Annotated in this window: 24 protein-coding genes; 17 read left to right on the top strand and 7 right to left on the bottom strand. The window is 67.6% G+C overall.

Going from position 1 to position 26,118, the window contains the following annotated elements:
• Nucleotides 1-146 precede the first annotated feature (146 nt).
• From ribBA to tolA, 8 genes are all read left to right on the top strand, one after another.
• The gene (gene ribBA / locus ACAM51_RS22790; protein WP_218293957.1) at nucleotides 147-1,268 is read left to right on the top strand and encodes a bifunctional 3,4-dihydroxy-2-butanone-4-phosphate synthase/GTP cyclohydrolase II; all 1,122 of its coding nucleotides are present in this window, start codon (nucleotides 147-149) and stop codon (nucleotides 1,266-1,268) included.
• Nucleotides 1,269-1,273: 5 nt separating this feature from the next.
• Entirely contained in the window at nucleotides 1,274-1,738 is a 465-nt protein-coding gene (ribH, locus tag ACAM51_RS22785) for a 6,7-dimethyl-8-ribityllumazine synthase (protein WP_218340687.1), read from the top strand.
• Nucleotides 1,735-2,304 carry a transcription antitermination factor NusB gene (gene nusB, locus ACAM51_RS22780; RefSeq protein ID WP_369641932.1) on the top strand — a complete coding sequence of 190 codons (570 nt, stop codon included), beginning with the start codon at nucleotides 1,735-1,737 and terminating at the stop codon, nucleotides 2,302-2,304. Before ribH ends, nusB begins: the two co-directional genes overlap by 4 nt.
• A 112-nt stretch (nucleotides 2,305-2,416) precedes the next feature.
• Complete coding sequence (locus tag ACAM51_RS22775; RefSeq protein ID WP_218340686.1) at nucleotides 2,417-3,601, top strand: pyridoxal phosphate-dependent aminotransferase; 1,185 nt, start codon at nucleotides 2,417-2,419, stop codon at nucleotides 3,599-3,601.
• 4 nt (nucleotides 3,602-3,605) lie between these two features.
• Nucleotides 3,606-4,025, top strand: coding sequence for a tol-pal system-associated acyl-CoA thioesterase (ybgC, locus tag ACAM51_RS22770; protein ID WP_218340685.1), 420 nt, complete (start codon nucleotides 3,606-3,608; stop codon nucleotides 4,023-4,025).
• Nucleotides 4,022-4,735: a protein TolQ gene (gene tolQ, locus ACAM51_RS22765; RefSeq protein ID WP_218293952.1), complete on the top strand. Its 714-nt coding sequence runs from the start codon at nucleotides 4,022-4,024 to the stop codon at nucleotides 4,733-4,735. Before ybgC ends, tolQ begins: the two co-directional genes overlap by 4 nt.
• An 18-nt stretch (nucleotides 4,736-4,753) precedes the next feature.
• A complete protein-coding gene (locus ACAM51_RS22760) occupies nucleotides 4,754-5,182 on the top strand; it encodes an ExbD/TolR family protein (RefSeq protein WP_056170151.1) in 429 nt (142 codons plus the stop codon).
• A gap of 31 nt (nucleotides 5,183-5,213) precedes the next feature.
• Nucleotides 5,214-6,179 carry a cell envelope integrity protein TolA gene (gene tolA / locus ACAM51_RS22755; protein ID WP_218340684.1) on the top strand — a complete coding sequence of 322 codons (966 nt, stop codon included), beginning with the start codon at nucleotides 5,214-5,216 and terminating at the stop codon, nucleotides 6,177-6,179.
• A 117-nt stretch (nucleotides 6,180-6,296) separates the two neighbouring features.
• Here the strand turns inward: tolA and ACAM51_RS22750 are convergent, their stop codons facing one another.
• Nucleotides 6,297-7,637 carry an MFS transporter gene (locus ACAM51_RS22750; RefSeq protein ID WP_369641931.1) on the bottom strand — a complete coding sequence of 447 codons (1,341 nt, stop codon included), beginning with the start codon at nucleotides 7,635-7,637 and terminating at the stop codon, nucleotides 6,297-6,299.
• Between the two features lie 312 nt (nucleotides 7,638-7,949).
• On the opposite strand from ACAM51_RS22750, the gene cyoA reads away from it, so the two are divergent.
• The 7 genes from cyoA to ACAM51_RS22715 are packed head-to-tail and all read left to right on the top strand — an operon-like array spanning nucleotide 7,950 to nucleotide 14,821.
• Complete coding sequence (gene cyoA, locus ACAM51_RS22745; protein ID WP_369641930.1) at nucleotides 7,950-9,011, top strand: ubiquinol oxidase subunit II; 1,062 nt, start codon at nucleotides 7,950-7,952, stop codon at nucleotides 9,009-9,011.
• A 58-nt stretch (nucleotides 9,012-9,069) separates the two neighbouring features.
• Nucleotides 9,070-11,076 (top strand): cytochrome o ubiquinol oxidase subunit I, encoded by a 2,007-nt coding sequence (cyoB, locus tag ACAM51_RS22740; protein ID WP_369641929.1) that lies wholly within the window; start codon nucleotides 9,070-9,072, stop codon nucleotides 11,074-11,076.
• Nucleotides 11,069-11,713, top strand: a complete 645-nt coding sequence (cyoC, locus tag ACAM51_RS22735; protein ID WP_218293947.1) for a cytochrome o ubiquinol oxidase subunit III — start codon at nucleotides 11,069-11,071, stop codon at nucleotides 11,711-11,713. The genes cyoB and cyoC overlap by 8 nt, the downstream gene beginning before the upstream one ends.
• 2 nt (nucleotides 11,714-11,715) lie before the next feature.
• The gene (cyoD, locus tag ACAM51_RS22730) at nucleotides 11,716-12,135 is read left to right on the top strand and encodes a cytochrome o ubiquinol oxidase subunit IV (protein WP_218293946.1); all 420 of its coding nucleotides are present in this window, start codon (nucleotides 11,716-11,718) and stop codon (nucleotides 12,133-12,135) included.
• A 4-nt stretch (nucleotides 12,136-12,139) separates the two neighbouring features.
• Nucleotides 12,140-12,955, top strand: a complete 816-nt coding sequence (locus ACAM51_RS22725; RefSeq protein ID WP_218340680.1) for an SURF1 family protein — start codon at nucleotides 12,140-12,142, stop codon at nucleotides 12,953-12,955.
• Nucleotides 12,936-14,261 (top strand): ATP-binding protein, encoded by a 1,326-nt coding sequence (locus ACAM51_RS22720; RefSeq protein WP_369641928.1) that lies wholly within the window; start codon nucleotides 12,936-12,938, stop codon nucleotides 14,259-14,261. The genes ACAM51_RS22725 and ACAM51_RS22720 overlap by 20 nt, the downstream gene beginning before the upstream one ends.
• Before the next feature lie 8 nt (nucleotides 14,262-14,269).
• The gene (locus tag ACAM51_RS22715) at nucleotides 14,270-14,821 is read left to right on the top strand and encodes a response regulator transcription factor (RefSeq protein WP_218293943.1); all 552 of its coding nucleotides are present in this window, start codon (nucleotides 14,270-14,272) and stop codon (nucleotides 14,819-14,821) included.
• 39 nt (nucleotides 14,822-14,860) lie between these two features.
• Here ACAM51_RS22715 and ACAM51_RS22710 read toward each other — a convergent pair whose 3' ends face one another.
• Complete coding sequence (locus ACAM51_RS22710) at nucleotides 14,861-15,655, bottom strand: sulfite exporter TauE/SafE family protein (protein ID WP_218340678.1); 795 nt, start codon at nucleotides 15,653-15,655, stop codon at nucleotides 14,861-14,863.
• A gap of 194 nt (nucleotides 15,656-15,849) precedes the next feature.
• Here ACAM51_RS22710 and ACAM51_RS22705 point away from each other — a divergent pair, with 194 nt between their 5' ends.
• Nucleotides 15,850-16,740, top strand: coding sequence for a LysR substrate-binding domain-containing protein (locus ACAM51_RS22705; protein WP_218340677.1), 891 nt, complete (start codon nucleotides 15,850-15,852; stop codon nucleotides 16,738-16,740).
• 125 nt (nucleotides 16,741-16,865) lie between these two features.
• On the opposite strand, the gene ACAM51_RS22700 is transcribed toward ACAM51_RS22705, so the two are convergent.
• From ACAM51_RS22700 to ACAM51_RS22680, 5 genes are all read right to left on the bottom strand, one after another.
• Nucleotides 16,866-19,457 (bottom strand): ankyrin repeat domain-containing protein, encoded by a 2,592-nt coding sequence (locus ACAM51_RS22700; RefSeq protein ID WP_369641927.1) that lies wholly within the window; start codon nucleotides 19,455-19,457, stop codon nucleotides 16,866-16,868.
• 191 nt (nucleotides 19,458-19,648) lie between these two features.
• Nucleotides 19,649-22,234, bottom strand: a complete 2,586-nt coding sequence (gene acnB / locus ACAM51_RS22695; RefSeq protein ID WP_369641926.1) for a bifunctional aconitate hydratase 2/2-methylisocitrate dehydratase — start codon at nucleotides 22,232-22,234, stop codon at nucleotides 19,649-19,651.
• Between the two features lie 127 nt (nucleotides 22,235-22,361).
• Complete coding sequence (locus tag ACAM51_RS22690; protein ID WP_218293938.1) at nucleotides 22,362-22,976, bottom strand: hypothetical protein; 615 nt, start codon at nucleotides 22,974-22,976, stop codon at nucleotides 22,362-22,364.
• Nucleotides 22,977-23,008: 32 nt separating this feature from the next.
• Entirely contained in the window at nucleotides 23,009-24,076 is a 1,068-nt protein-coding gene (locus tag ACAM51_RS22685; RefSeq protein WP_369641925.1) for a CoA ester lyase, read from the bottom strand.
• A 13-nt stretch (nucleotides 24,077-24,089) separates the two neighbouring features.
• Nucleotides 24,090-25,076, bottom strand: a complete 987-nt coding sequence (locus tag ACAM51_RS22680) for a malate dehydrogenase (protein WP_218293937.1) — start codon at nucleotides 25,074-25,076, stop codon at nucleotides 24,090-24,092.
• Between the two features lie 214 nt (nucleotides 25,077-25,290).
• On the opposite strand from ACAM51_RS22680, the gene ACAM51_RS22675 reads away from it, so the two are divergent.
• Entirely contained in the window at nucleotides 25,291-26,079 is a 789-nt protein-coding gene (locus tag ACAM51_RS22675; protein ID WP_218293936.1) for a GntR family transcriptional regulator, read from the top strand.
• Nucleotides 26,080-26,118 lie beyond the last annotated feature (39 nt).

The raw sequence follows: 26,118 nt of genomic DNA, 5'->3' as shown, positions 1-26,118 counted from the left end.
AATATGCCCCTTTGACGAGCGGCAGCGCCGCATCGCATGTTCTTTGGGCGGTTTCTTGGGGGTGCGCACAGCGTGGCGGCCTCCGGCCACGGGGACCTGCGCTGCGGCACCACCGCCAGCGGTCCCCTCAGAAAGCCCAGCCTTCCATGAACTCCCCCCTCACTCCCGTGCCGATCTCGCCCGTCGAGGACATCGTGGCCGAGATGCGCGCCGGCCGCATCGTCATCCTCGTGGATGAAGAAGACCGCGAAAACGAAGGCGACCTTGTCCTCGCCGCCGACCATGTGACGGCCGAGGCCATCAACTTCATGGCCCGCTTCGGCCGGGGCCTGATCTGCCTCACGCTCTCGCGCGAACGCTGCGAACGCCTGCGCCTGCCGCCCATGGTGGCCAGCAACGGCACCAAGATGGGCACGGCCTTCACCGTATCGATCGAGGCGGCCGAGGGCGTGACCACCGGCATCTCGGCCGCCGACCGCGCCCGCACCGTGCAGGCCGCCGTGGCCCCCAACGCCGTGGCCGCCGACCTGGTGCAGCCCGGCCACATCTTCCCGCTGCAGGCCGTCGAAGGCGGCGTGCTCATGCGCGCGGGCCACACCGAGGCCGGCTGCGACCTGGCCGTGATGGCCGGCTGCAGCCCCGCCGCCGTGATCTGCGAGATCATGAAGGACGACGGCACCATGGCCCGCCTGCCCGACCTGCAGCTCTTCGCTGCCGAGCACGGCCTGAAGATCGGCACCATCGCCGACCTGATCGAGCACCGCAGCCGCACCGAATCGCTGGTCGAGAAGGTGGGCACGCGCGTGCTGCAGACGGCCTTTGGCGCCTTCACCGCCCACGCCTTCCGCGACAAGCCCAGCCAGGCCGTGCACCTGGCCCTCGTCAAGGGACAGTGGGGCGCCGACGACGTGGTGCCCGTGCGCGTGCACGAACCGCTGTCGGTGCTGGACGCACTGGAAGTCAACCGCTCCATGCACTCGTGGAGCCTGGACACCAGCCTGCAATACCTGTCCGAACAGGGCAAGGGCGTGGCGGTGCTGCTCAACTGCGGCGAGACCGCCGGCCAGCTGCTCTCGCAGTTCGAGGGCACGGCCCGCGCGGCGCAGGCCCCCGAGCGCGGCCGCATGGACCTGCGCACCTACGGCGTGGGCGCGCAGATCCTGCGTGAATGCGGCGTGCACAAGATGGCGCTCATGGGCCAGCCACGCCGCATGCCCAGCATGATGGGCTACGGCCTCGAAATCACCGGCTTCATTCCGAAAGAGTAAAAAACATGTTTGGCGCAGAAAAAGGAACAGCGGACAAGCTGGACGGCAAGAAGCTGCACATCGGCATCGTGCAGGCCCGCTTCAACGAAAGCATCACCAATACCCTGGCCGCGGCCTGCCGTGCCGAGCTTCTGAACCTGGGCGTGCAGGAAAAGAACATCCGGCACGTGCTCGTGCCCGGCGCCCTCGAGGTGCCCGTGGCCCTGCAGGCCATGGCCGAAAGCGATGAGTACGACGCGCTGATCGCCCTGGGCTGCATCATCCGCGGTGAAACCTATCACTTCGAACTGGTGGCCAACGAATCCGGCGCGGGCGTCACGCGCCTGTCGCTGGACTACCAGATCCCGATTGCCAACGCCATCATCACCACCGAGAACCTCGATCAGGCGGTGGCCCGCCAGACCGAAAAGGGCACCGATGCAGCCCGCGTGGCGGTGGAAATGGCCAACCTGCTGGACGACCTGTCATGAGCGAAAACACCCCCACGCCCTCCTCGGCGCGCCCTCCCAAGCAGGGCCGCACCGGGCTCAAGTCCACGGGCACGCGCAAGGCCGCCTCCAAGTCCAACCGCAGCCGCGCGCGCGAGTTCGCGCTGCAGGCGCTCTACCAGCACTTGGTGGGCGGCAACGACGCCCACGCCATCGACGCGTTCACGCGCGACCTGGCCGGTTTTCACAAGGCGGACTCGGTGCACTACGACGCCCTGCTGCACGGCTGCATCGCCACCGCCGCCGACATGGACCTGCTCATCACCCCGCTGCTGGACCGCAAGATGGCCGAAATCTCGCCCATCGAGCACGCCACGATGTGGATCGGCGTGTACGAGTTCCAGCACTGCCTGGACGTGCCCTGGCGCGTGGTGCTCAACGAGTGCATCGAACTGGCCAAGGAATTTGGCGGAACCGACGGCCACAAGTATGTGAATGCCGTGCTCAACGGCCTGGCCCCCCAGCTGCGCGCGCTGGAAGTGGCGGCGGACAAGGCTGGCGGCGCGGCGGCCGCCCCCACCGCCCCCCCCATCCGGGGCATCCGCTGACGGCGCCTGAGCTCCCGGGCGCGCCGGGCCGCCACGGAGCGGCGGCGGGCGCGCCCCCATTCCCCCTTCCATTTCAAACGACACCCGGCCAGCACGGGCAGGACGCCTTTCCATGAAGTTTTCCACGCGCGCCGAGCGCATCGAACCGTTCTATGTGATGGAGGTGGCCAAGGCCGCGCAGGCCCTGGCGCGCGAAGTGGCGGGCACGCGCGAGCCGATGATCTTCCTGAACATCGGCGAGCCGGACTTCACAGCGCCGCCGCTGGTGCAGGAGGCCGCGATGCGCGCCGTGCACGGCGGCGCGACCCAGTACACCAACGCCCTCGGCCTGGATGCGCTGCGCGAACGCATCAGCGGCTGGTACCAGGGCCGCTTTGGCGTGAACGTGCCCGCGCGCCGCATCGTGGTGACGGCCGGCGCCTCGGCCGCGCTGCAGCTGGCGTGCCTGGCGCTCATCGAATCGGGCGACGAGATCCTGATGCCCGATCCCAGCTACCCGTGCAACCGCCACTTCGTGAGCGCGGCCGAGGGCAAGGCCGTGCTCGTGCCCACCACGGCCGCCGAGCGTTACCAGCTCAGCGCCGACAAGGTGCGCGCCGCCTGGGGCGAAAAAACCCGGGGTGTCCTGCTCGCATCGCCATCGAATCCCACGGGCACCTCCATCGCCCCCGGCGAGCTGCGCCGCATCCACGACGTGGTGCGCGCGCACGATGGCATCACCCTGATCGACGAGATCTACCTGGGCCTGTCGTACGAGGAAGAGTTTGGCCACACGGCCCTGGCCATCGACGACAACATCATCAGCATCAACAGCTTCAGCAAGTACTTCAACATGACGGGCTGGCGCCTGGGCTGGATGGTGGTCCCCGAGGCCATGGTGCCCGTGGTCGAGCGCCTCGCGCAAAACCTGTTCATCTGCGCGAGCACCGTGTCGCAGCATGCCGCGCTGGCGTGCTTCGAGTCCGAGAGCATCGCCGAGTACGAACGCCGCCGCGCCGAGTTCAAGGCCCGGCGCGACTTCTTCATCCCCGCGCTGCAATCGCTGGGCCTTTCCGTGCCCGTGATGCCCGACGGCGCCTTCTACGCCTGGGCCGACTGCACGCAGGCCGCACAGCGCCTGGGCGTGAACGGCAGCTGGGACTTCGCGTTTGAGCTGATGCGCCGCGCCCACATCGCGGTGACGCCGGGGCGTGACTTCGGCACGGCAGAGCCCGAGCGCTTCATCCGCTTCTCCACCGCGAACTCCATGGCCCAGCTGCAGGAATCGGTGGAACGGCTGCGCAGGCTCCTCGGGTGACACCATGGGCTTTGAGTTCCCCATCCGCGTCTACTGGGAGGACACCGATGCCGGCGGCATCGTGTTCTATGCCAACTACCTCAAGTTCTTCGAGCGCGCCCGGACCGAATGGCTGCGCTCGCTGGGCGTGGGCCAGCAGCGATTGCGGGAACAAACCGGCGGCATGTTTGTCGTAACCGATGCGCAGCTGCGCTACCACCGGCCCGCCCGGCTGGACGATGAACTGATTGTTACCGCCGCCCTGCAGGCCCCAGGCCGCGCATCGTTGACAATAGTGCAGCAGGCGCTCCTGAAACCAGAGCAGATGACCGAACAGCCTCCCCTGTTGCTGACCGAAGGCACCATCCGCATCGGATGGGTCGATGCCGCGACGATGCGCCCTGCAAGAATACCGAGCACCCTCCTGGAACAACTCTCACCATGAACTCCCAAAACATGTCCATCATCTCCCTGGTGCTGCACGCCAGCTGGGTGGTGCAACTCGTGATGCTGCTGCTCCTGGGCGTGTCGGTCGCCAGCTGGGCGGCCATCTTCCGCAAGCTGTTTTCCTTGAAGCGCGTGAAGACGCTCAACGACGACTTCGAACGCGAGTTCTGGTCGGGCACCAGCCTCAACGACCTGTACGCCAGCGCCGCGCAGAACGCCAAGCAGGCCGGCCCCATGGAACGCATCTTCGCCAGCGGCATGCGCGAGTACCAGAAGCTGCGCGAGCGCCGCATCGTGGACCCCGGCACCCTGCTCGACGGCGCACGCCGCGCCATGCGCGCGAGCTTCCAGCGCGAGATGGACGTGGTCGAATCCAGCCTGTCGTTCCTGGCCTCGGTGGGCTCGGTCTCGCCGTACGTGGGCCTGTTCGGCACGGTGTGGGGCATCATGCATGCGTTCACCGGCTTCGCCGGCATGGAGCAGGTCACGCTGGCCACCGTGGCGCCGGGCATCGCCGAAGCCCTGGTGGCCACCGCCATCGGCCTGTTCGCCGCCATCCCGGCCGTGATCGCCTACAACCGCTTCGCGCGCGACATCGACCGCGTGGCCACGCACCAGGAGACCTTCATCGAGGAGTTCTCCAACATCCTGCAGCGCAACCTGGGCGCGCACCCGGCGGCCCCCGCCCCATCGGCCTCCGGCCACTAACCGCAGGAGCGCCACACCATGCCCGCCATGGCATCCCGCGGCCGAGGCCGCCGCACCATCAACGAGATCAACATGGTCCCGTTCATCGACGTGATGCTGGTGCTGCTCATCATCTTCATGGTGACGGCCCCCATGCTCACGCCCGGCGTGGTCGACGTGCCCAGCGTGGGCAAGGGCAAGAACATGCCCAAGGTGGTGGCCCAGGTCATCGTCAACAAGGACGGCTCGCTCCAGTTCAAGACCCCCGAGGCCACGCGCAGCCTGAGCCAGCGCGAGATCGGCGATGCCGCCAGCCGCTGGCAGAAGGCCCAGGGCGCGGACAGCGCGAGCGCGGTGGTCATCAGCGCCGACAAGGGTGTGCAGTACGAAAACGTGGTGAAGGCGATGGACGCCCTGCAGAAGGCGGGCGTGCAACGGGTGGGCCTGTCCGTCAAGCAGGGCGGCTGAACCGAAACCGCGCTCCGCACTCTCACCGCCCATGCACGCCCACACCGACCGCGACCAGTTTGCCCCGCCCCGCCCGCCGGCACGCCTGCGCGCCATCACGCTGGCGGTGCTGGTGCACGCGGTGCTGATCGGCGCGCTGACCTGGGGCGTGAACTGGAAGAGCAGCGCCGACCAGCCCGCGGTGGAGGCCGAGCTCTGGGCCGCCGTGCCCCAGCAGGCCGCGCCCCGTGCCGTGGAGCCCCCGCCACCGCCGCCCGCTCCCCCCGAAGTCCGCACCCCCACGCCGCCGCCACCACCGCCACCGCCCCGCGCGGTGGAACCGCCGGACACGCGCGAGGCCGACATCGCCATCGAGCGTGAAAAGAAGCGCCTGGAACAGGAAAAAAAGGCCCGCGAACAGCAGCAGGAGCGTGAAAAGCGCGAACGTGAACGCAAGGAAGACGAGCGCCGCGACCGCCTGGAGCAGGAGAAGAAGGAACGCCTGCAAAAGGAAAAGGAAAAAGAGCAGCGTGAAAAGCAGCTGGCCGAGCAGAAGAAGGCCGAGCAGGACAAGCAAAAGAAGCTGGCCGAAGACAAGCGCAAGGCGGAAGAAGCCACCAAGCGCAGGACAGAGGCCGAGGAAAAGCAGCTGGCCAAGCAGCGCGAGGACAACCTGCGGCGCATGCAGGGCCTGGCGGGCGCCACCGGCAGCGAAAATGCCACCGGCACCGCGCAGCGCAGCGCCGGCCCCTCGGGCAGCTACGGCGGCAAGGTGGCGGCCAAGGTCAAGCCCAACATCGTGTACCCCGATGCGATCTCGGGCAACCCGCGCGCGGAGGTGGAGGTGCGCCTGTCGCCCGATGGCACCATCGTCGGCAAGCGCCTCGTGCAGTCCAGCGGCAACAAGGCCTGGGACGAAGCCGTGCTGCGCGCGCTGGACAAGACCGAGACCCTGCCGCGCGACGTGGATGGACGCGTGCCGCCTTCCCTGACCATCGGTTTCAGGCCGCAGGACTGAGTCCCCAAAACAAAGCGCCCGGTACTTCCGGGCGCTTTTTCTTTTGCTTTTTGACCTCCAGCGCTTGATGAGTAAGCGCCAGAAGCTATCTATTCGATAGCAAAATACCCGCCGTTGCTACCGGTCGCGCCGCTCCATGCGGCGGTTCAGATTGAGGGCACCCAATGTGCAGGCCACGCCGGACAGCAAATACACCGTCACCGCCAGCAGCCCGAATTGGGAGGACAGGTACAGGGCCACGAGGGGCGCGAAGGCGGCGCCAATGATCCAGGCCAGGTCGGCCGACAAGGCGGCGCCCGTGTAGCGGTACTGGGGCGAGAAATTGGCAGTCACCGTGCCAGAAGCCTGGCCGTACGACAGGCCCAGCAGCACGAAGCCCAGCAGCAGGAACATGGTGCTGCCCACCTCGCCGGAGTTGAGCAACACCGGCGCCATGAAGCTGAACACGCCAATCATCACCGCCATGCCGCCCAGCAGCTTGCGGCGGCCCAGGTGGTCCGACAGCCAGCCCGACACCATGATGGCCCCCGCCGCCAGGAAGGCGCCCACGATCTGCACCCCCAGAATCTGCGTGACGGGTTGTTCCGAGTACAGCGTGATCCACGACAGCGGGAACACCGTGACCAGATGGAACAGCGCAAAACTCGCCAGCGCGGCGAAAGCACCCAAAAGCACATTGCTGCCTTCGTCGCGCACCACGCGGCTCACGGGCACGGGTTGCAGTTCGCGCTCCTGCAGCAGTTCGGCGTACGACTGGCCCACCACGAGGCGCAGGCGGGCGAACAAGGCCACCACGTTCACCGCGAACGCCACGAAGAACGGATAGCGCCAGCCCCAGGCCAGGAATTCCTCGACGGTGAGGCTGCTGTACAGATAGGCAAACAGGCCCGCGGCCAAGACAAAGCCCAGCGGCGCGCCCAGCTGCCCGATCATGGCGTACCAGCCCCGGCGGTGCCGGGGGGCGGACATCGCCAGCAGCGACGGCAGGCCGTCCCACGAGCCGCCGAGCGCCAGCCCCTGGCCGATGCGCAGGATCAGCAGCGCCACGATGGCGGTCATGCCCACGTCCTTGTAACCCGGCAGGAAGGCCATGGCCACCGTGCACACCCCCAGCAGGAACAGCGCGATGGTCAGCTTCGTGCCCCGGCCCCAGCGCCGCTGGATGGCCATGGAAATGGCCGTGCCCAAGGGCCGCACCACGAACGCCACGGCCAGCAGCGCAAAGGCGGCGAGCGTGCCATCCAGGCGCGACATGAAGGGAAACAGGAACGACGGGAACACCAGCACGCAGGCGATCCCGAAAACGAAGAAGTCGAAATACTCGGACGACCGCCCGATGATCACGCCCACGGCAATTTCGCTGGGAGTGACATCTTCATGCGTGTCCGCCCGGGAGAGAGAGGCTGGGCTTTCTTCGAAGCCGGCCGCGGGGTAGGTGGCAGAGGCGGGGCTGCTCATGAACAGGACTCCTTGTCGTTGTCGGAAAAAACCAGGACGGCTGGGCTCGTCCGCCTGATTTTCAGTGATCGCGCTGCCCGCAAAGGCACCGGGTACCTAGGTTTTACCCGCAAGCCTGCCCCGGGACAAGTACGCCTGGGCCAGGGCGCCGTGCAGGACAACGCCGGCTCTGCCCCCATGCCCCGGATGGGAGCAACAACCTTTGACCCTGGACAAAATGTCCAATGGACAAAAAAGCTAGCGATATTACATTCTGCGGTACCCCGACATCCGCGTTTACCCTCGAATCAACGCCTTGGTAGCGCCTTTCACATGTTCAAACTTCCTCACTTTCGCGGGCCTGCCTGGCTCGCCGCCGCTACTGCCCTGGGCGGCCTGGCCGGCTGCAGCAAGGCGGTGGTCCTCAACCCGGCGGGCGACATCGCTGCCCAGCAGGGCCACATGGTCATCCAGGCCACCTTGCTGATGCTCATCATCATCGTGCCGGTGATCGCCCTCACCCTGTGGTTTGCCTGGAAGTACCGCCAGAACAACACCGCCAACACCGAGGAAGACTACGACCCCGACTGGCACCATTCCACCACCCTGGAGCTGGTGATCTGGACGGTGCCGCTCATGATCATCATCGCCCTGGGCGCTCTGACCTGGATCGGCACGCACAAGCTCGACCCCTACCGTCCGCTGGACCGCATCTCGGCCACCAAGCCCCTGGACACGCAATCCACCCCCATGGAAGTGCAGGTGGTGGCCATGGACTGGAAGTGGCTGTTCCTGTATCCCGAGTTGGGCATCGCCACGGTCAATGAACTGGCGGCGCCGGTGGACCGGCCCATTCTCCTGAAGCTCACGGCCACGTCCACCATGAACGCGTTCTACGTGCCCGACCTCGCCGGCATGATCTACGCGATGCCCGGCATGCAGACCGAGCTGAACGCCGTGATCAACCAGCCCGGCGTGTTCCACGGCATGGCGTCGCACTACAGCGGCTCGGGCTTTTCGGGCATGACCTTCAAGTTCCACGGCCTGGTCCAGGGCGACTTCGAGCAGTGGGTCGCCAGGGCCCGGTCCGAGGGCAAGCCCCTGACCCGCCAGGCCTACATGGCCCTGGCCAAGCCCAGCGAACGCGACCCCGTGCAGCGCTTTGCCAGCGTGGAAGAAGGCCTGTACGACAAGGTGCTCAACCGCTGCGTCGAGGACGGCAAGATGTGCATGCACCACATGATGGCCATCGACGAGAACGGTGGCGATGCCTACGTGCGCGCCATGGGCCTGAACCTGCCGCAGGACGTGTGCACCTCGCAGAACGCCGCCCAGGTGGTGGCCGCCCTCGAGTCGCGCCACGCCATTTCCACCCGCAGCACCGCCGCCCAATGACCCGCCCCAGCCCTGCCCTGCCGGCCGCCGGCGCCCACGCCCAAGAAGACTGACCGCCATGTCCTCCTCACCTGTTACCGCACCCCACTGGGCCCTGGGCCGCATCACCTGGGATTCCATACCGATGGCGCACGAGCCCATCGTGCTCTGGACCTTTGTCGCCACCGTGCTGGGTGGGCTGGCCGTGATGGCCGCCATCACCAGGTTCAGCCTGTGGGGCACCCTGTGGCGCGACTGGATCTGCAGCATCGACCACAAGAAGATCGGGATCATGTACATGATCCTGGGCGTGGTGATGCTGCTGCGCGGCTTTGCCGACGCCGTGATGATGCGCCTGCAGCAGGCCATGGCCTTTGGCGACAACATGGGCTACCTGCCGCCGCACCACTACGACCAGATCTTCACAGCCCACGGCGTGATCATGATCTTCTTCGTGGCCATGCCGCTGGTCACGGGCCTGATGAACTACCTCGTGCCGCTGCAGATCGGCGCACGCGACGTGTCGTTCCCGTTCCTCAACAACTTCAGCTTCTGGATGACCACGGCCGGCGCCGTGCTGGTGATGGTGTCGCTGTTCCTGGGCGAGTTCTCCACCTCCGGCTGGCTGGCCCTGTCCAACCTCGGCGCGCAGGACCCCGGCGTGGGGCTGGACTACTACATCTGGGCGCTGCAGATCGCGGGGGTGGGCACCACGCTCTCGGGCATCAACCTGATCGTCACCATCATCAAGATGCGCGCGCCGGGGATGAACCTGATGAGGATGCCCGTCTTCACCTGGACGGCCCTGTGCACCAACGCGCTGATCGTGGCCTCGTTCCCGGTGCTCACGGCCGCGCTCGTGCTGATGTCGCTGGACCGCTATGCCGGCACCAACTTCTTCACGAACGACCTGGGCGGCAACGCCATGCTGTACGTGAACCTGATCTGGATCTGGGGCCACCCCGAGGTGTACATCCTGATCCTGCCGTGCTTCGGCATCTTCTCCGAAGTGGTGGCCACGTTCTGCAGGAAGCGCCTGTTCGGCTACACCTCCATGGTGTATGCCACGGTGGTGATCACCATCCTGTCGTACCTGGTGTGGCTGCACCACTTCTTCACCATGGGCTCGGGAGCGAGCGTGAACACGTTCTTCGGCATCACGACGATGATCATCTCGATCCCCACGGGCGCGAAGATCTTCAACTGGCTGTTCACCATGTACAAGGGCCGCATCCGCTTCGAGCTGCCCATGATGTGGACCGTGGCCTTCATGGTGACGTTCGCCATCGGCGGCATGACCGGCGTGCTGCTGGCCGTGCCACCGGCCGACTTCGTGCTGCACAACAGCCTGTTCCTGATCGCCCACTTCCACAACGTGATCATCGGGGGCGTGCTGTTCGGCCTGTTCGCGGGCATCAACTACTGGTACCCCAAGGCCTTCGGCTACAAGCTGGACCGCACCTGGGGCGTGCGCTCCTTCTGGCTGTGGGTGGTGGGCTTCTGGGTGGCGTTCGGCCCGCTGTACGTGCTGGGCCTGATGGGTGTCACGCGCCGTGCCAACCATTTCGAAGACCCGTCCCTGCAGATCTGGTTCGTGATCGCAGCCGTCGGCGCGGCCATGATCGCGGCCGGCATTGCCTGCTTCCTGATCCAGATCGTGGTGAGCTACCTGAAGCGCGAAGAGCTGCGCGACCACACGGGCGACCCGTGGGACGCGCGCACGCTGGAATGGGCCACGTCCTCGCCCCCGCCCGACTACAACTTCGCATTCACGCCCGTGGTGCACGAGATCGACGCGTGGTGGGACATGAAGAAGCATGGCTACCGGCGTCCCCTCGCCGGTTTCCAGCCCATCCACATGCCTGCCAATACCGGATCGGGCGCCGTGATCTCGGCCCTGTCCCTGGTGCTGGGCTTCGCATTGATCTGGCACATGTGGCTGCTCGCGGGCGTGTCGTTCGCGGCCGTGGTCCTGGCGGCCATCATCCACACGTTCAACTACCAGCGCGACTTCCACATCCCGGCCTCCACCGTGGCCAAGACGGAAAACCACCGCACCCAACAACTGCGTGCCAGCCATGTCTGATATCCGATACACCCCCGGCGCGGCAGGCGCCGCCAGCGCGGCGCTCGCGCCGCGCGACTACCACCTGGCGCACGAGCCCCATCCCGAGAACGGCACGGCCCTGGGCTTCTGGCTCTACCTGATGAGCGACTGCCTCATCTTCGCCGCCCTGTTCGCCACCTACGGCGTGCTCGGCCGCAGCTACGCGGCCGGCCCCACCGGCGCGCAGCTGTTCGACCTGACGCTGGTGGCCATCAACACGGCCTTCCTGCTGCTGTCGTCCATCACCTTCGGCTTCGCCATGCTGCGCAAGCAGCTGGGCGACGCCAAGGGCACGCTGCTGTGGCTGGCCGTGACGGGCTTCTTCGGCCTGTGCTTCCTGGGCCTCGAACTCTATGAGTTCGCCCACCTGATCCACCAGGGCGCCACGCCCCAGCGCAGCGCCTTCCTGTCGGCCTTCTTCACGCTGGTGGGCACCCACGGCCTGCACGTGACCTTCGGCCTCGTATGGCTGGTGGTGCTGATGGTGCAGATCGGCAAGCATGGCCTGATCCATGAAAACAAGCGCCGCCTGATGTGCCTGTCGATGTTCTGGCACTTTCTGGACGTGGTCTGGATCGGCGTCTTCACCTTTGTGTACCTGATGGGGGTGCTGTAACCATGAGCGCGCAACACACACACGCACACGATGCCCACGGCCACGGCGATCACCCCCATGAGGTGGGGCCGCACAGCAGCCTGCGCGACTACACGATCGGCTTCGTGCTGTCGGTCGTTCTCACGGCCATCCCCTTCTGGCTGGTCATGGCCAAGGTGATCGCCGACCGCAACACCGCCGTGCTGGTGCTGGGCGCCTTCGCCGTGGTGCAGATCCTGGTGCACATGGTGTATTTCCTGCACATGAACGGCAAGGTCGAGGGAGGATGGACCCTCTTGTCCACCATCTTCACCGTGGTATTCGTGGCCATCGCCATCAGCGGCACGCTGTGGGTCATGTTCCACATGAATGCCAACATGATGCCCGCGCACCCCACTCCCACGCCGCCGGCGCACGAAGCGCCGGGGCATTCGACGCCCTGACACCTTGACGCCAGAGCCCTCCCCCGCGCACGCGCCCTTCGCCCAGCGGCGGCTCCGCCAAGCGGCCCTCGTGCTCGTGGGCATCGCCCTGTTCTCGGCATTTGCCGCCCTGGGCACGTGGCAGGTCCAGCGCCGCGCGTGGAAGCTCGCGCTCATGGAGCGCGTGGAGCACCGGGTGCATGCGGCTCCCGTGGCGGCGCCACCGGCCAGCCAGTGGCCCCGGGTCAACGCGGCAGACCACGAATACCTTGCCGTCACCCTGCAGGGCCGGTGGCTGGCAGACAAGACGGTCCTCACCCAGGCGGTGACAGAGCTGGGCGCGGGCTTCTGGGTCATGGCCCCGCTGCAGCTGGACGACGGCACGCAGGTGCTCGTGAACCGCGGTTTTGTACCGCAGGCGCAGCGCAACCAGTGGCTCACGGGAGGGGCGCAGCCACCCCGGCCCGTGGCCACCGTGGAAGGACTGCTGAGGATCTCGGAGCCTGGCGGCGGTTTTCTGCGGACCAATGATCCCGCGCAGCAACGCTGGCACTCGCGCGACGTGGCCGCCATCAGCCAGGCACTGGGGCTGCCCCGCGCCGCGCCCTTCTTCGTGGATGCGGGCCTGCCCGCCGCTGGCGGCGCGCCTTCCGTGCAGACCTGGCCCCGCCCGGGCATGACGGTGATCCGTTTTTCCAACAGCCATCTGGTGTACGCGGCGACCTGGTACGGGCTCGCGCTCATGGTTGCGGGCGCCGGCTGGTATGTGGCACGCTATGAACGCCGCCGGCATGGCCCTTCCCGCCGCCCCACGACCACCGATGAACCCCCTTCGCCCTGACGCCGCCACCGCCCTGCCGCAGCGCAATGCCCGCTCGGCCGATGCCGCGGCGGGCATCAAGAACCTCCAGCAGCTGATCCAGCTGCGCTGGATCGCCGTGGTCGGACAGGTGTTCACCATCGAGATGGCGCACTACAGCCTGGGCCTGGTGCTGCCGCAGCGCGAAATGCTGCTGGTGGTGGGATGCCTTGCGCTTTTCAACGTGGCCAGCCTGCTGCGCCTGCGCATGGGCCCCGTGGTGGTGCGCAACGTGGAGCTTTTCCTGGCGCTGCTGATCGACGTCGCCGTGCTCACGGTACAGCTCTACCTGAGCGGCGGCACCAGCAACCCGTTCGTGTTTCTGTACCTGCTGCAGATCACGCTGGGGGCCGTGCTGCTGCGCGGCGCCTACATCTGGTCCATCGTGATCACCACGCTGCTGTGCTTCGGCTTGCTGGCCGTCTACCACCTGCCCCTGGAGCTGCCGCAGGACCTGCACCAGGGCCTGTCCAGCCTGTACGTGATCGGGCTGCTGGTCTGCTTCGCGCTCAATGCCACCCTGGTCGTCGTCTTCATCACGCGCATCAGCCTGAACCTGCGCGAGCGCGATGCGCGCCTGGCGGCCGCGCGCCGGCGCCGCGTGGAAGAGGAACACATCGTGCGCATGGGGCTGCTGGCCTCGGGCGCCGCGCACGAGCTGGGCACCCCGCTGTCCACCCTGGCCGTGATCCTGGGCGACTGGCGACGCGATGAGCGCCTGGCGGCCCATGAACCGCTGCAGGAAGACATCGGCGAGATGCAGGCCCAGGTGCAGCGCTGCAAGAGCATCGTGAGCGGCATCCTGCTCTCGGCCGGGGAGACCCGCGGGGAAGCGTCGGTGCAGACCACCGTGCGCACCTTCGTCGATGCCCTGGCAGAGGAATGGCGCAGCACGCGGTCGATGCCGCGGTTCGTGTACGACAACGACTTCGGCGCCGACACGCTCATGGTGTCGGACACCACGCTCCAGCAGATGGTTTTCAATGTGCTCGACAATGCGCGCGACGCCTCGCCGGCATGGGTGCGCCTGGCCATCACGCGCAGCGCCGATGCGCTGCGCATCACCGTCACCGACGCAGGGCCCGGTTTTGCGCCGGGCATGCTGGCAAGGCTGGGAACCCCCTACCAGTCCACCAAGGAGCGCCCCGGGGGCGGGCTGGGCCTGTACCTCGTGCTCAACGTGGCACGCACGCTGGGCGGCAGCGTCACGGCGCACAACCGCCCCGAAGGGGGTGCCGAAGTCACCATAGAGCTGCCGCTGGCAGCGATCGCCTTGCCTGGAGCCTGACGCGCATCATGGATACCGACACAGAAAAAGAAGAACGCCTGTTGCTGATCGTGGAAGACGACGAGGCCTTTGCCCGCACGCTGGCGCGCTCGTTCGAGCGGCGCGGCTACCGCGTGCTGCAGGCCACGGGCCTTCCCGAGGTCGAAACCCTGCTCGCACAGCACACGCCCGGCTATGCGGTGGTGGACCTCAAGCTCAAGGGCGAAGCCTCGGGCCTGGTCTGCGTGCAGAAGCTGCATGCGGCCAGCGAGGCCATGCTCATCGTGGTGCTCACAGGCTTTGCCAGCATCGCCACGGCGGTGGAGGCCGTGAAGCTGGGCGCATGCCACTACCTCGCCAAGCCGTCCAATACCGACGACATCGAGGCCGCCTTCGGGCTCAAGGCGGGCAACACCGACGTGGAGCTGACGAACCGGTCCAGCTCCATCAAGACCCTGGAATGGGAGCGCATCAACGAAGTGCTGGCCGAAACCGGCTTCAATCTCTCGGAAGCGGCAAGGCGCCTGGGCATGCACCGCCGCACCCTCACCCGCAAGCTGGAGAAAAAGCAGGTCCGGTAACGGGCGGGCGGGCGAGGAAACAGCGCCCCGCGCAGCGCCCTAGCGCGACGCAAAACCATGCCATGCCAGCACGTCCACCACCATGGCCACGCCCAGGGCCAGCAGGCCCAGCATGAGGCTGCGCCGAAACCACACGGGTGACATCCGGGCCCGCAGCCGCTGCCCACACGCCATGCCCGCCAGCGCAGGCAGCAGCATCACGACCGACAGCCCCACGGTCGCCATGGGATAGCTCGCGTTGAATGCCAGGCCGGCGGCCAGCGCGAGTGTGGAGACCGTGAAACTCAGCCCCATGGCCTGCACCAGCGCATCGCGCTGCAGGCCCAGCGCCTGCAGATAGGGCACGGCGGGCACCACGAAAACACCCGTGGCGGCGGCGATGGCACCGGTCGCGAACCCCACCAGGGGGCCCTGCCAGCCCTGGGCCGGCAGGGGCAGCACGCGCCGCGTCCCCGTCAAGCCCCAGGCGCCGTACAGCGCGAGGGCCAGCCCCAGCGCCAAGCGCGACCCAGGGCCCGCGGGCGCCCCCAGCCACCAGGCGCACAGCCAGGTGCCCAGGCAGATTCCGCATTGCATGCCGCCCAGGCGCCGCACCAGCGGCCACACGGCGGGCCAGGGGCGCATCTGCCAGACATTGGTGACCAGCGAAGGCACCACCAGCAACGCCGCCGCCTGGGCCGGCGGAACCAGCATGGCCAAGAGGGCCATCGCCACCGTGGGCAAGCCCAGCCCCACCACGCCCTTGACCGTGCCGGCCAGCCAGAAAATGGCGGCCGCCCCCGCCAGCCAGCCCGGCGCAATGCCGTGGCCCCACAGCTCGGCAACCCCGTTCATGAGCGCCCCGCCCCGGAAGGCGGCTGATTCATCACAAGTTCCATCGGTATCCCCTGGTCCGAAACCCACCCGCCGCATGTCCAGCAACGCAGTGCCAAAGGCCATTGTTTCGGATGGCCCCGCCCCTGGAAATGCGGAAGCCGCGTAGCCCGCCTCAGGCGCGGCCGAAGCCTGCCATGTGGTACGTTTGCCCCATGCGCTTTGACCTCACCGACCTGCGTCTCTTCGTGCACGTGCACGAAGCAGGCACCATCACGGGGGGCGCAGAACGCAGCCACATGGCGCTGGCCTCGGCCAGCGAGCGCATACGCGGCATGGAAGACGCGCTGGGCGTGCCCCTGCTGCTGCGCGAACAACGCGGCGTGCAGCCCACGCCCGCGGGCCACACGCTGCTGCACCACGCGCGGCTGGTGCTGCAGCAGATGGAGCACCTGCGCGGCGACCTGGGCGAATATGGCGCGGGCCTGGCGGGCCATGTGCGCGTGCTGTGCAACAGCTCGGCGCTGAGCGAGTACCTGCCGCGGGCCATGGCAGGCTTTCTGGCGCGGCACCCGCGCATTTCGGTGGACGTGGAGGAGCGCTCCAGCCAGGAGGTGGCCGATGCGGTGCGCGCCGGGCTGTGCGACATGGGCCTGGTGTCCGACGCGGTGGACCTCGAAGGCCTGTCCACGCGGGTGCTGCGGCCCGACCCGCTGGTGCTGGTGGTGCCCCAGGGGCACGCACTGGCCGCGCAACGCAGCGTGGCGCTGGCCGACGTCGCGCACCTGGACTTCGTTGGCCTGGCCGAGGGCAGCGCGCTGCAGGCCCTGGTGGTGCGCCAGGCACAGCGCCAGGGGCGGCGGCTGCGCTACCGCGTGCGGCTGCGCCAGTTCGAGGCGGTGTGCCAGCTCGTGGGGCTGGGCGTGGGCGTGGGCATCATTCCCCGCGCGGCAGCCGCACGCCACAGCCGGGCGCAGCACGTGAAGGCCGTGCGCCTGACCGATGCCTGGGCGGACCGGCAACTGGTGCTGTGCCTGCGCGAGCTCGACGAATTGCCGCAGCATGCGCAGCAGCTGGTGCAGCATTTGCTGCCGGCGCTGGGCTGAAAAGCCTTGGAGCGGCGGCCGACGAAACCCTTCTCGCGCCGCTGCTGCGCCCTGCCGTGCGCCTCGCACCGCCCGCAGTGCGGCGCCCTGGCCGGAACCGCTTCACGGAGCGCGGCCAGCCGCGCCTAGCGCACACGCCCCATCAGCCACCGCTCGGCCTCGGCCTGTTGCTTGAAGCGTGCCCAGTCCAGCGCGGTCTTGCCGTGGGCGTCCGTGCGCGCAAGGTCGATGCCACGGTCGGCGAACCATTGCAGCGCCTCCACGCGGCCCCGGCCTGCGGCCAGCATCGCGGGGGTCTCGCCCCGGCTGGCGGGCGCGGGTTCGTCGAGCGGCTGGCCTTGCGCATCCAGCCATTCGAGGCATGGGATGCAGCCGCCCTGCGCGGCCATGTGCACGGGCCCCCAGTCCCAGCGGTTGCGGGCCGAGAGGCTGGCACCTGCCTGCACCAGGCGCCGTGCCGCCGCCAGATGGCCGCCGTAGAAGGCACGCAGCAGGGCTGTGTCGCCCCGCTCGCTGTCCTTGCGCGTCTGGCGCAGGTCGGGCTGGGCACCCGCGCCCAGCAGCGCCTCGATGTGCTCGAGCTGGCCACGGTGGGCCGCCAGCATGAGCACCGAGGAACCATTGGGCGCGAGCAGGTCGGGATTCGCCCCGGCGGACAGCGCGTCCCGCAGCGCAGGGGCGTCGCCGGCATTCTGTGCATCGAGCAAGCGACCCTCCGCGAGGGAATACGGCACGGCCGGCGCGGTTGCAGCCGAAGCGGAAGCCTCGGCCCCCACAACGCGGCCCACGGTGCGGCCAGCCTGGGGCCCCACGATCCACCAGCCCAGCAGGGCCAGCACCAGCAGTGCCCCCCAGGCCGGGCGGGAATGCTGCGCCCGCGCGGGCCGCTGCATGCCGGCGGCGAAACGGCCCCGCCGGTGCGCCCACGCCTGGCCCAGCGATTGCCCCAGGGCCGTGGCCGCCGCCTCGCCTGCCAGGCCCGGGGTCAGGCGCACCAGCGCACCGCCCGCACCGCGCGCGTACACCGCGTGGTAGCGGTGCTCGCTGCCGCCGCTGCCCGTGGAGTGCAGCAGCTTGTGCACCAGGGTGCGGCTGGCAGCGCCCGGCACCGTGTCGGCGCGCGACCAGAGCCAGGAGTGGCGGCGCGCGGTGATGCCGCCGTCCTGCACGGTCAGGGTCCAGTGGCGGGTGGTCGCATGCAGGGCAAAGGCGGCCAAGGCCATCCACGCGCCGGCGGCAAAGAACCCACGGGGCAGCATCAGCCCCTGCGGGCCCAGCCGGCCATGGATGGCCGACTCCAGCAACAGCGCGGCCAGCACCAGGCCCGCGGCCCAGCGCCAGCCGCCCTGGGCGAATTCGTAGTGCCAGGCCTGCGGGGTTTCCCGCAGCGTGACCGAAGCGGGCAGAGGCCGGGAGCCTTCTTCTTCCTCTTCCTGCTCGCCCAGGGGCACGATGGGAACCTCCTGCTGCCAGGCGGCACGCCGGTCAAAACGATCCGGCAGTTCGTCCCCACCGAAGGTGCGGGGTGCGGCCTGCACGGGAAGGTCGTAAGTCAGCTCGACGGCGCCGTCCGGGTTGTGCAGCAGTTCCACGCGCCAGTCCACGCGCTCTCCCGAGCGCTGGCTGCCGTGCGGGGGCGCATCGGGCGGTACCTCGAAGCGTGCCACCAGCCGCAACCCGCCATCGGACGTGTGCTGCATGCGCGCGGCTTCGGTGAACGACTCCACGCACCGCTCGGGCGAACCGGAGCTCGACTCGTCCACCCGGTACTGGGCCAGGCGCAGTTGCAGGCTGTGCCCCTGCTGGTAGGCGGCGGCGCGCCCGGGGAGCAGCAGGGTCACTTCGAGCGGATGCCCTGCACGCGGTGCTGACGGCAGCAGGACAAGGGTCGCGCCCGCATAGCGCCAGGCCATGTGGGTCTGTCGCACCGCAAGGGCCAGCAGGGCCATTCCGACCAGCACGAACAGGCCGATGAAGGCCTTGGCGAACCAGGGCGACTGCGGGTTGGTCCACAACATGCCGGCCATGGGAAAGGAAATGCCACACCAGAAAAAGGTGAAGAACCAGACGGCGCCCAGCGGGCTGCCGGCAGAGCCCTTGGGCAAGGGGATGGCAGAAACCCCGGCCTGCGGCCCCGGGCGGCCACCGCCCTGCCCCTGCGGCTCCCTGGACGTGCCCAGTCCTGGCAGGGTGGCCAGGAAGACCCAGGCCGCGCCCAGCCCCACCGCAGTGAACACCAGGGCAAAGGGCAGGCGGAACATCAGCAGGGCCCAGCGGATGGAGGGGTCGATGAGGGAACGCGAGGGTTCGCGCGGGTCGACCATGATGGTGATGCGCGCGCCGCGGGCCTGGGCGCCTTGCAGCTGCGTGTGCCAGCGCTGGTGCCAGTCGCCGATGTTGTCGGCCGTCTCCGTGGGATCGAGCCCGACGCGGGAGCCTTCGTATGGCCGCCCCGCGAATTCATAGCGGTAGCGGGCCCGCACCTGCCAGGTGGTGCCGTCGCCGTCGCTGTGGCGCGCGAGGTCGGCCGCGAGCACCTGGGCCTGCACGGGCTGCCAGCCGCGCACCGCCCACGCTGCCCGCAGGGTCAGGGCCAGCGGCTTGAGCCCGACGAAGTAACCACCCAGGCCAAAGCCCAGGGCGAAGGCGGCGCTGAGCAGCAGCACCGCCAGGCGCGCGCCGAACGTGCCGGCCTTGCCGGTTGTCCCTCTTGCCATGGATGTACCTCCATTTCTTTTGTTGTTGTTATGCGGCAAGCATGCGACCCCATCATGACATTTGCATGACAAAAAATGTCTGGACCATGGCCACGGCGTGGCAAGCGCGTGGCGCGGCGCACCCGCAACGCCATGAAAAAAGCGGCCCGCAGGCCGCTTTTTGCAGTGGATCACTCCCCGGAGGGAAACAATCAGGCGGCCACGCCGTCTGCCACTTCCTTGAACTCGGCGATCTTGTCGAAGTTCAGGTATTGGTAGATCTTGTCGCCGTTCTGGTTGATGACACCGATGTCGGCCAGGTACTCTTCCTTGGAAGGAATGCGGCCCAGCTTGGAGCAGATGGCCGAGAGTTCGGCCGAGCCCAGGTAGACGTTGGTGTTCTTGCCCAGGCGGTTGGGGAAGTTGCGGGTGCTGGTGGACATCACGGTGGCGCCTTCCTTCACCTGGGCCTGGTTGCCCATGCACAGCGAGCAGCCAGGCATTTCCATGCGGGCGCCGGCCGCGCCGAACACGCCGTAGTGGCCTTCTTCGGTGAGCTGGTGCGCGTCCATCTTCGTGGGCGGTGCCATCCACAGCTTGACGGGGATGTCCTTCTTGCCTTCGAGCAGCTTGGAGGCCGCGCGGAAGTGGCCGATGTTGGTCATGCACGAGCCGATGAACACTTCGTCGATCGCGGCGCCGGCCACGTCCGACAGCGTCTTGGCGTCGTCGGGGTCGTTGGGGCAGCAGACGATGGGTTCGGTGATCTCGGCCAGGTCGATCTCGATCACGGCGGCGTAGTCGGCGTTGTCATCGGGTTCGAGCAGCTGGGGATTGGCCAGCCAGGCTTCCATGGCCTTGATGCGGCGGCCGATGGTGCGTGCGTCGGCATAGCCCTGGGCGATCATGTTCTTGAGCAGCACGATGTTCGAGTTGATGTACTCGATCACGGGCTCCTTGTTCAGGCGCACCGTGCAGCCGGCGGCAGAGCGCTCGGCCGATGCGTCGGACAGCTCGAACGCCTGCTCGACCTTCATGTCCGGCAGACCTTCGATTTCCAGGATCCGGCCCGAGAAGATGTTCTTCTTGCCCTGCTTGGCCACGGTCAGCAGACCGGCCTTGATGGCGTACAGGGGGATCGCATGCACCAGATCGCGCAGCGTGACGCCGGGCTGCATCTTGCCCTTGAAGCGCACCAGCACCGATTCAGGCATATCGAGGGGCATCACGCCCGTGGCGGCAGCGAACGCCACCAGGCCTGAGCCGGCGGGGAAGCTGATGCCGATGGGGAAGCGCGTGTGCGAGTCGCCGCCGGTGCCCACGGTGTCGGGCAGCAGCATGCGGTTGAGCCAGCTGTGGATGATGCCGTCGCCGGGCTTGAGCGAGATGCCGCCGCGCGTGCTGATGAAGTCGGGCAGCTCGTGGTGCATCTTCACGTCCACGGGCTTGGGGTAGGCAGCCGTGTGGCAGAAGGACTGCATCACCAGGTCGGAGCTGAAGCCCAGGCAGGCCAGGTCCTTCAGTTCGTCGCGGGTCATGGGGCCGGTGGTGTCCTGCGAGCCGACCGAGGTCATGCGCGGTTCGCAGTACGTGCCGGGCACCACGCCCAGGCCTTCGGGCAGGCCGCAGGCGCGGCCGACCATCTTCTGCGCCAGCGTGAAGCCCTTGCCGGTGGCGGCAGGCACCTGGGGCAGGCGGAACAGCGTGGAAGGCGCCAGGCCCAGGGCCTCGCGGGCCTTGGCGGTGAGGCCGCGGCCGATGATCAGGGGAATGCGGCCACCGGCGCGCACTTCGTCGAACAGCACTTCGCTCTTGACGGTGAACTCGGCGATGACCTGGCCGTCCTTCAATGCCTTGCCGGCGTAGGGCAACAGCTCGATCTCGTCGCCCATGTTCATCTGGCTCACATCGAGCTCGATGGGCAGTGCGCCGGCATCTTCCATGGTGTTGTAGAAGATGGGAGCGATCTTGCTGCCCAGGCACACGCCGCCAAAGCGCTTGTTGGGCACGAACGGGATGTCTTCGCCCGTGAACCACAGCACGCTGTTGGTGGCCGACTTGCGGCTGGAGCCGGTGCCGACCACGTCGCCGACGTAGGCCACCAGGTTGCCACGGGCACGCAGGTCTTCGATGAACTTGATGGGGCCGCGCTTGCTGTCTTCTTCGGGCGTGATGCCGTCGCGCTTGTTCTTGAGCATGGCCAGCGCATGCAGCGGAATGTCGGGGCGGCTCCAGGCGTCGGGCGCGGGCGACAGGTCGTCGGTGTTGGTTTCGCCGGTGACCTTGAGCACGGTGAGCTTGATGCTCTGGGGCACTTCGGGGCGGCTGGTGAACCACTCGGCGTCGGCCCAGCTTTGCAGCACGGACTTGGCGAAGGTGTTGCCCTTGTCGGCCTTTTCCTTGACGTCATGGAACTGGTCGAACATCAAGAGCGTCTTCTTGAGCGCTTCGGCGGCGACGGAGGCCACGGCCGCGTCGTCCAGCAGGTCGATCAGGGGGGTGAGGTTGTAGCCGCCCAGCATGGTGCCCAGGAGCTGCGTGGCGCGCTCGCGGCCGATCAGCGTGCAGACTTCGGTACCGTGGGCCACGGCGGCCAGGTAGCTGGCCTTGACCTTGGCGGCGTCGTCCACACCGGCAGGCACGCGGTGCGTGATCAGGTCCACCAGCGTGGCTTCTTCGCCAGCGGGCGGGTTCTTGAGCAGCTCGATCAGCTCGCCGGTCTGCTTGGCGGTCAGCGGCAAGGGCGGGATGCCCAGCGCGGCGCGCTCGGCCACATGGTCACGGTAGGCTTTCAACATCATTTTTCTCCGGTTGCGTTCTAAAGTGGGGCGGCGCGCGGTGCAGGCGGCCCCCATGGCCGCCACGCCTGCACGCGCAATCGTGTTCGTCGTTCGTTCTTTGCAAAAAGGCCTGCCAGGCCCGCGCTTATTTCAGGGGTTCCAGCACGCTCACGGGCGGGTTCTTCTTGATGGCCTCGGCCACCACCAGCTGCTGCGGGCTCATGCACTCATCGGCCAGGCGCTGGCCGAGCTTCTGGTTCATCAGCATGGACTTGTTGGCGATCTGCAGCCAGACCGCGCCGCCCTTCTGGTCTTCCAGGCGCACCGTGCCGGTGGTCGTGGCCACGGGCGACATGAAGTACTTGAAGCCCTTGCCTTCCACATGGAAGTGCCCTGGCGTGGCTGGGTCGGCCGTCACCGTGACGAATGCGCCCAGCTCGCAGGGAATGCGGCCCACGTGCACGCGGTCGGCGATGGCCAGCTCCTCGGGGGAAAGGGCCGCCTCTGCGGCGATGATGCCGGTGGCCACCTGGTTGGTGGCGCTCTTGAGCTGCGTGCGGCTGCTGGTCGCCTCGCTCTTGGCCACGGTGGCCTTCTTGGCGGGGGCCTTGTCCGCCGTCTTGGCGGTTTTCGCTTCGGACTTGGCGGCCGGCTTCGCGGCGGCCTTGGTCCCGGGCTTGGCCTCGGGCTTGGCCGGCGTTTGCGCCATCACGAAGGCTGGGGCCAGCAGCATGAGGGCGGAGGCGATGAAGGATTTCATGGAAGGTCCTGCGGGGAAGCAGTCAGGAATGTTCACGACGGAACGGAGGCCGGGGCGTCAAACCAATGGCGCACGGCGGGAGGAAGCGCACGCCCGGTGCGGTGGGCGCGCTCAAGGACTTGCCAGTAGAAACGGTAGCTGGCACGGTCATGCAAGGTATCGTCAAAACTGATTGGAGCCCAGTCGGAATCTGCGGCAGTAGCTATTATTTTTGCAGCAATTTCGATGTCATCCTGCTGCGGCGCAAATGCCTGCAGGATGGGACGTATCTGCGCCGGGTGGATGCTCCACATCCGGGTGTAGCCCAGCTCGCGCGCCGCCCGGCTGGCTGCGCCCTGCATGGCCGTGGTATCGGTGAATTCGGTCACCACGCAGTGCGACGGCACCTTGCCGTGCGCGTGGCAGGCCGCGGCAATCTCCAGCTTGGCGCGCACGACAAGCGGGTGCGAGAACTGCCCCGAGGAGGTCATGCCTGCCGCAGGGATCGCCCCTCCATGGGCGGACACAAAGTCCATGAGCCCGAAGCTCAGGCTCTGCACGCGCGGGTGGGCGGCAATCTCGAAGGCGCGATGGACCGCAGCGGGCGACTCGATCAGGACATGGATGGGCACCTGGGCGGCGGATGCCTGCTCCAGCGCCCGTTCCACCCGCAGGACATCGTCCACGGACTCCACCTTGGGCACCATGATGTGGCAGAGCCTGTGGCCCGCCGTGCCCGCAATCGTGGCGACATCGTTGGCGAATGCCGGGTGGTCCACCGCATGAACCCGGGCCGCCACGCGCGCCCCGTCCGCAGCGCCCAGGGCGAGGCTGGCGACCAGGCGGGCATGCTCGGCCTCCAGGCCGATCGGAGCGCCGTCCTCGCAATCGAGGGTCACGTCGAAGACGCAGGTGCCGAACTCTCGGGCCAGGTCGGCCTGCAGTTGCAGGCTCTTGCGCATGCGCGCTTCCACGCCGCTGTAGTGGTCGCAGACCGGCAGGAAGCCGGTCTGCGCCTGGGCGCCCAGCAGCACATCGCGCGGATGGGGCAGCGCAGCGCCCTGCCCCTGCGCAGGGACGGGGGCGGCCCGAAGGCCCGATGCCTGTGGCGTCGGCTGCATGGTGGACCCTGGTTTACAGCAGGTGCTTCACGCCGTCCTGCTCGCCTTGCAGTTCGGCCAGGGTCTTGTCGATGCGTTCTTGCGAGAAGGCGTCGATCTCCAGGCCTTCAACGATCTTGTACTCGCCGTTTTCGCAGGTGACGGGGAAGCCGAACATGGTGTCCTTGGGGATGCCGTACTGGCCGTCCGAGGGGATGCCCATGGTGACCCACTTGCCGTTGGTGCCCAGGGCCCAGTCGCGCATGTGGTCGATGGCGGCGTTGGCGGCCGAGGCAGCCGACGACAGGCCGCGCGCTTCGATGATGGCGGCGCCGCGCTTGCCCACGGTGGGCAGGAAGGTGTTGGCGTTCCATTCCTGGTCGTTGATCATCTTGGCGACGCTTTCGCCGTTGATGGTGGCGAAACGGTAGTCGGCGTACATCGTGGGCGAGTGGTTGCCCCAGACGGTCAGCTTCTCGATGTCGGCCACTGCCTTGCCCGTCTTGGCGGCGATCTGGCTGGCGGCGCGGTTGTGGTCCAGGCGCAGCATGGCGGTGAAGTTCTTGCGCGGCAGGTCAGGTGCCGACTTCATGGCGATGTAGGCGTTGGTGTTGGCGGGGTTGCCGACGACCAGCACCTTCACGTTGCGCGAGGCCACGGCGTTCAGGGCCTTGCCCTGGGCCGTGAAGATGGCGCCGTTGACGGCCAGCAGCTCGGCACGCTCCATGCCGGGGCCGCGAGGGCGCGAACCCACCAGCAGGGCGTAGTCGGCGTCCTTGAAGGCGGTCATGGGGTCGCTGTGGGCGGTCATTTCCACCAGCAGCGGGAATGCGCAGTCGTCCAGTTCCATCATCACGCCCTTGAGCGCCTTCTGGGGACCTTCGACAGGGACTTCGAGCAATTGCAGGATGACCGGCTGGTCCTTGCCCAGCATTTCGCCGGAGGCGATACGGAACAGCAGTGCGTAACCGATTTGACCAGCGGCACCGGTGACGGCTACGCGAACAGGCTTCTTGCTCATGGTGAAAACTCCAGGGAAGTGAGGAAAACAGGTGTGTGTGCAACGCAAGCACCAGCGCCTGTTACCAGCAGCCCGTGCCCCGCAAAACAGCCTTGGAGTGTACCGCCGATTGGGCACCCCGGTCAATTTGTCTTATGTCTTATATAAGATATGATTGAAGACTGGAACAAGCTCGCACACCCCCCGTGCGCAGCGCGCCATTTTTCTGATCGCCATGTCCTCGCTTCCGCTCAACGCCGACACCCCTGCACAGCCTTCGGCGGGCGCAGGCTCTGCCACGCCCGCGTTCAGCCCCCTGTACCAGCAGATCAAGGGTCTCATCCTGCAAAGCCTTCAGCAGGGTGAATGGAAGCCCGGCGAGTCCATTCCGAGCGAGATGGACCTGGCCGCGCGCTTTCGGGTCAGCCAGGGCACGGTGCGCAAGGCCATCGACGAGCTGGCGGCCGAAAACCTCGTGATGCGCCGCCAGGGCAAGGGCACTTTCGTGGCCACCCATGCCGAGCAGCATGTGCAATACCGCTTCCTGAAGCTCATGCCCGACACGGGCGATGCCCGCGTGGAAGGCCGCGCCCAGCGCCAGGTGGTGGACTGCCGGCGCGTGCGCGCCAGCGCGGACGTGGCGCGGGCGCTGGCCCTGCGCAGCGCCGACCCGGTGATCCAGGCCCGCCGGATCCTGTCGTTTGCGGGCGTCCCCACCATCCTGGAGGACATCTGGCTGCCGGGCCAGGCTTTCAAAGGGCTGACGACTGACCAGCTCGCCAGCTACCAGGGGCCCACCTACGCGATGTTCGAGCTCGACTTTGGCGTGCGCATGGTGCGCGCCGAGGAGAAAATACGCGCCGTGCTGCCCGACGCCGACCAGGCGGCCATGCTGCAGATCCCGCAGGCCACGCCGCTGCTGAGCGTGGAGCGCATCGCCTACACCTACAACGACGTTCCCATGGAGTTACGGCGGGGCCTCTACCTCACCGACACCCACCACTACCGTAACGAACTGAGCTGACACCACCCTGGCACCTGAGCGGAAACGTCGAACATTCCA

Source organism: Acidovorax sp. A79 (assembly GCF_041154505.1).
Lineage (GTDB): Bacteria > Pseudomonadota > Gammaproteobacteria > Burkholderiales > Burkholderiaceae_C > Acidovorax.
This window is presented reverse-complemented; position numbering and strand designations above follow the sequence as displayed.

Bases quoted from the DNA above. Each gene is read 5' to 3' on its own strand.
- ribBA (WP_218293957.1), top strand. From the start codon at position 147: ATGAACTCCCCCCTCACTCCCGTGCCGATCTCGCCCGTCGAGGACATC.
- ribH (WP_218340687.1), top strand. From the start codon at position 1,274: ATGTTTGGCGCAGAAAAAGGAACAGCGGACAAGCTGGACGGCAAGAAG.
- nusB (WP_369641932.1), top strand. From the start codon at position 1,735: ATGAGCGAAAACACCCCCACGCCCTCCTCGGCGCGCCCTCCCAAGCAG.
- ACAM51_RS22775 (WP_218340686.1), top strand. From the start codon at position 2,417: ATGAAGTTTTCCACGCGCGCCGAGCGCATCGAACCGTTCTATGTGATG.
- ybgC (WP_218340685.1), top strand. From the start codon at position 3,606: ATGGGCTTTGAGTTCCCCATCCGCGTCTACTGGGAGGACACCGATGCC.
- tolQ (WP_218293952.1), top strand. From the start codon at position 4,022: ATGAACTCCCAAAACATGTCCATCATCTCCCTGGTGCTGCACGCCAGC.
- ACAM51_RS22760 (WP_056170151.1), top strand. From the start codon at position 4,754: ATGCCCGCCATGGCATCCCGCGGCCGAGGCCGCCGCACCATCAACGAG.
- tolA (WP_218340684.1), top strand. From the start codon at position 5,214: ATGCACGCCCACACCGACCGCGACCAGTTTGCCCCGCCCCGCCCGCCG.
- ACAM51_RS22750 (WP_369641931.1), bottom strand. From the start codon at position 7,637: ATGAGCAGCCCCGCCTCTGCCACCTACCCCGCGGCCGGCTTCGAAGAA.
- cyoA (WP_369641930.1), top strand. From the start codon at position 7,950: ATGTTCAAACTTCCTCACTTTCGCGGGCCTGCCTGGCTCGCCGCCGCT.
- cyoB (WP_369641929.1), top strand. From the start codon at position 9,070: ATGTCCTCCTCACCTGTTACCGCACCCCACTGGGCCCTGGGCCGCATC.
- cyoC (WP_218293947.1), top strand. From the start codon at position 11,069: ATGTCTGATATCCGATACACCCCCGGCGCGGCAGGCGCCGCCAGCGCG.
- cyoD (WP_218293946.1), top strand. From the start codon at position 11,716: ATGAGCGCGCAACACACACACGCACACGATGCCCACGGCCACGGCGAT.
- ACAM51_RS22720 (WP_369641928.1), top strand. From the start codon at position 12,936: ATGAACCCCCTTCGCCCTGACGCCGCCACCGCCCTGCCGCAGCGCAAT.
- ACAM51_RS22715 (WP_218293943.1), top strand. From the start codon at position 14,270: ATGGATACCGACACAGAAAAAGAAGAACGCCTGTTGCTGATCGTGGAA.
- ACAM51_RS22710 (WP_218340678.1), bottom strand. From the start codon at position 15,655: ATGAACGGGGTTGCCGAGCTGTGGGGCCACGGCATTGCGCCGGGCTGG.
- ACAM51_RS22705 (WP_218340677.1), top strand. From the start codon at position 15,850: ATGCGCTTTGACCTCACCGACCTGCGTCTCTTCGTGCACGTGCACGAA.
- ACAM51_RS22700 (WP_369641927.1), bottom strand. From the start codon at position 19,457: ATGGCAAGAGGGACAACCGGCAAGGCCGGCACGTTCGGCGCGCGCCTG.
- acnB (WP_369641926.1), bottom strand. From the start codon at position 22,234: ATGTTGAAAGCCTACCGTGACCATGTGGCCGAGCGCGCCGCGCTGGGC.
- ACAM51_RS22690 (WP_218293938.1), bottom strand. From the start codon at position 22,976: ATGAAATCCTTCATCGCCTCCGCCCTCATGCTGCTGGCCCCAGCCTTC.
- ACAM51_RS22685 (WP_369641925.1), bottom strand. From the start codon at position 24,076: ATGCAGCCGACGCCACAGGCATCGGGCCTTCGGGCCGCCCCCGTCCCT.
- ACAM51_RS22680 (WP_218293937.1), bottom strand. From the start codon at position 25,076: ATGAGCAAGAAGCCTGTTCGCGTAGCCGTCACCGGTGCCGCTGGTCAA.
- ACAM51_RS22675 (WP_218293936.1), top strand. From the start codon at position 25,291: ATGTCCTCGCTTCCGCTCAACGCCGACACCCCTGCACAGCCTTCGGCG.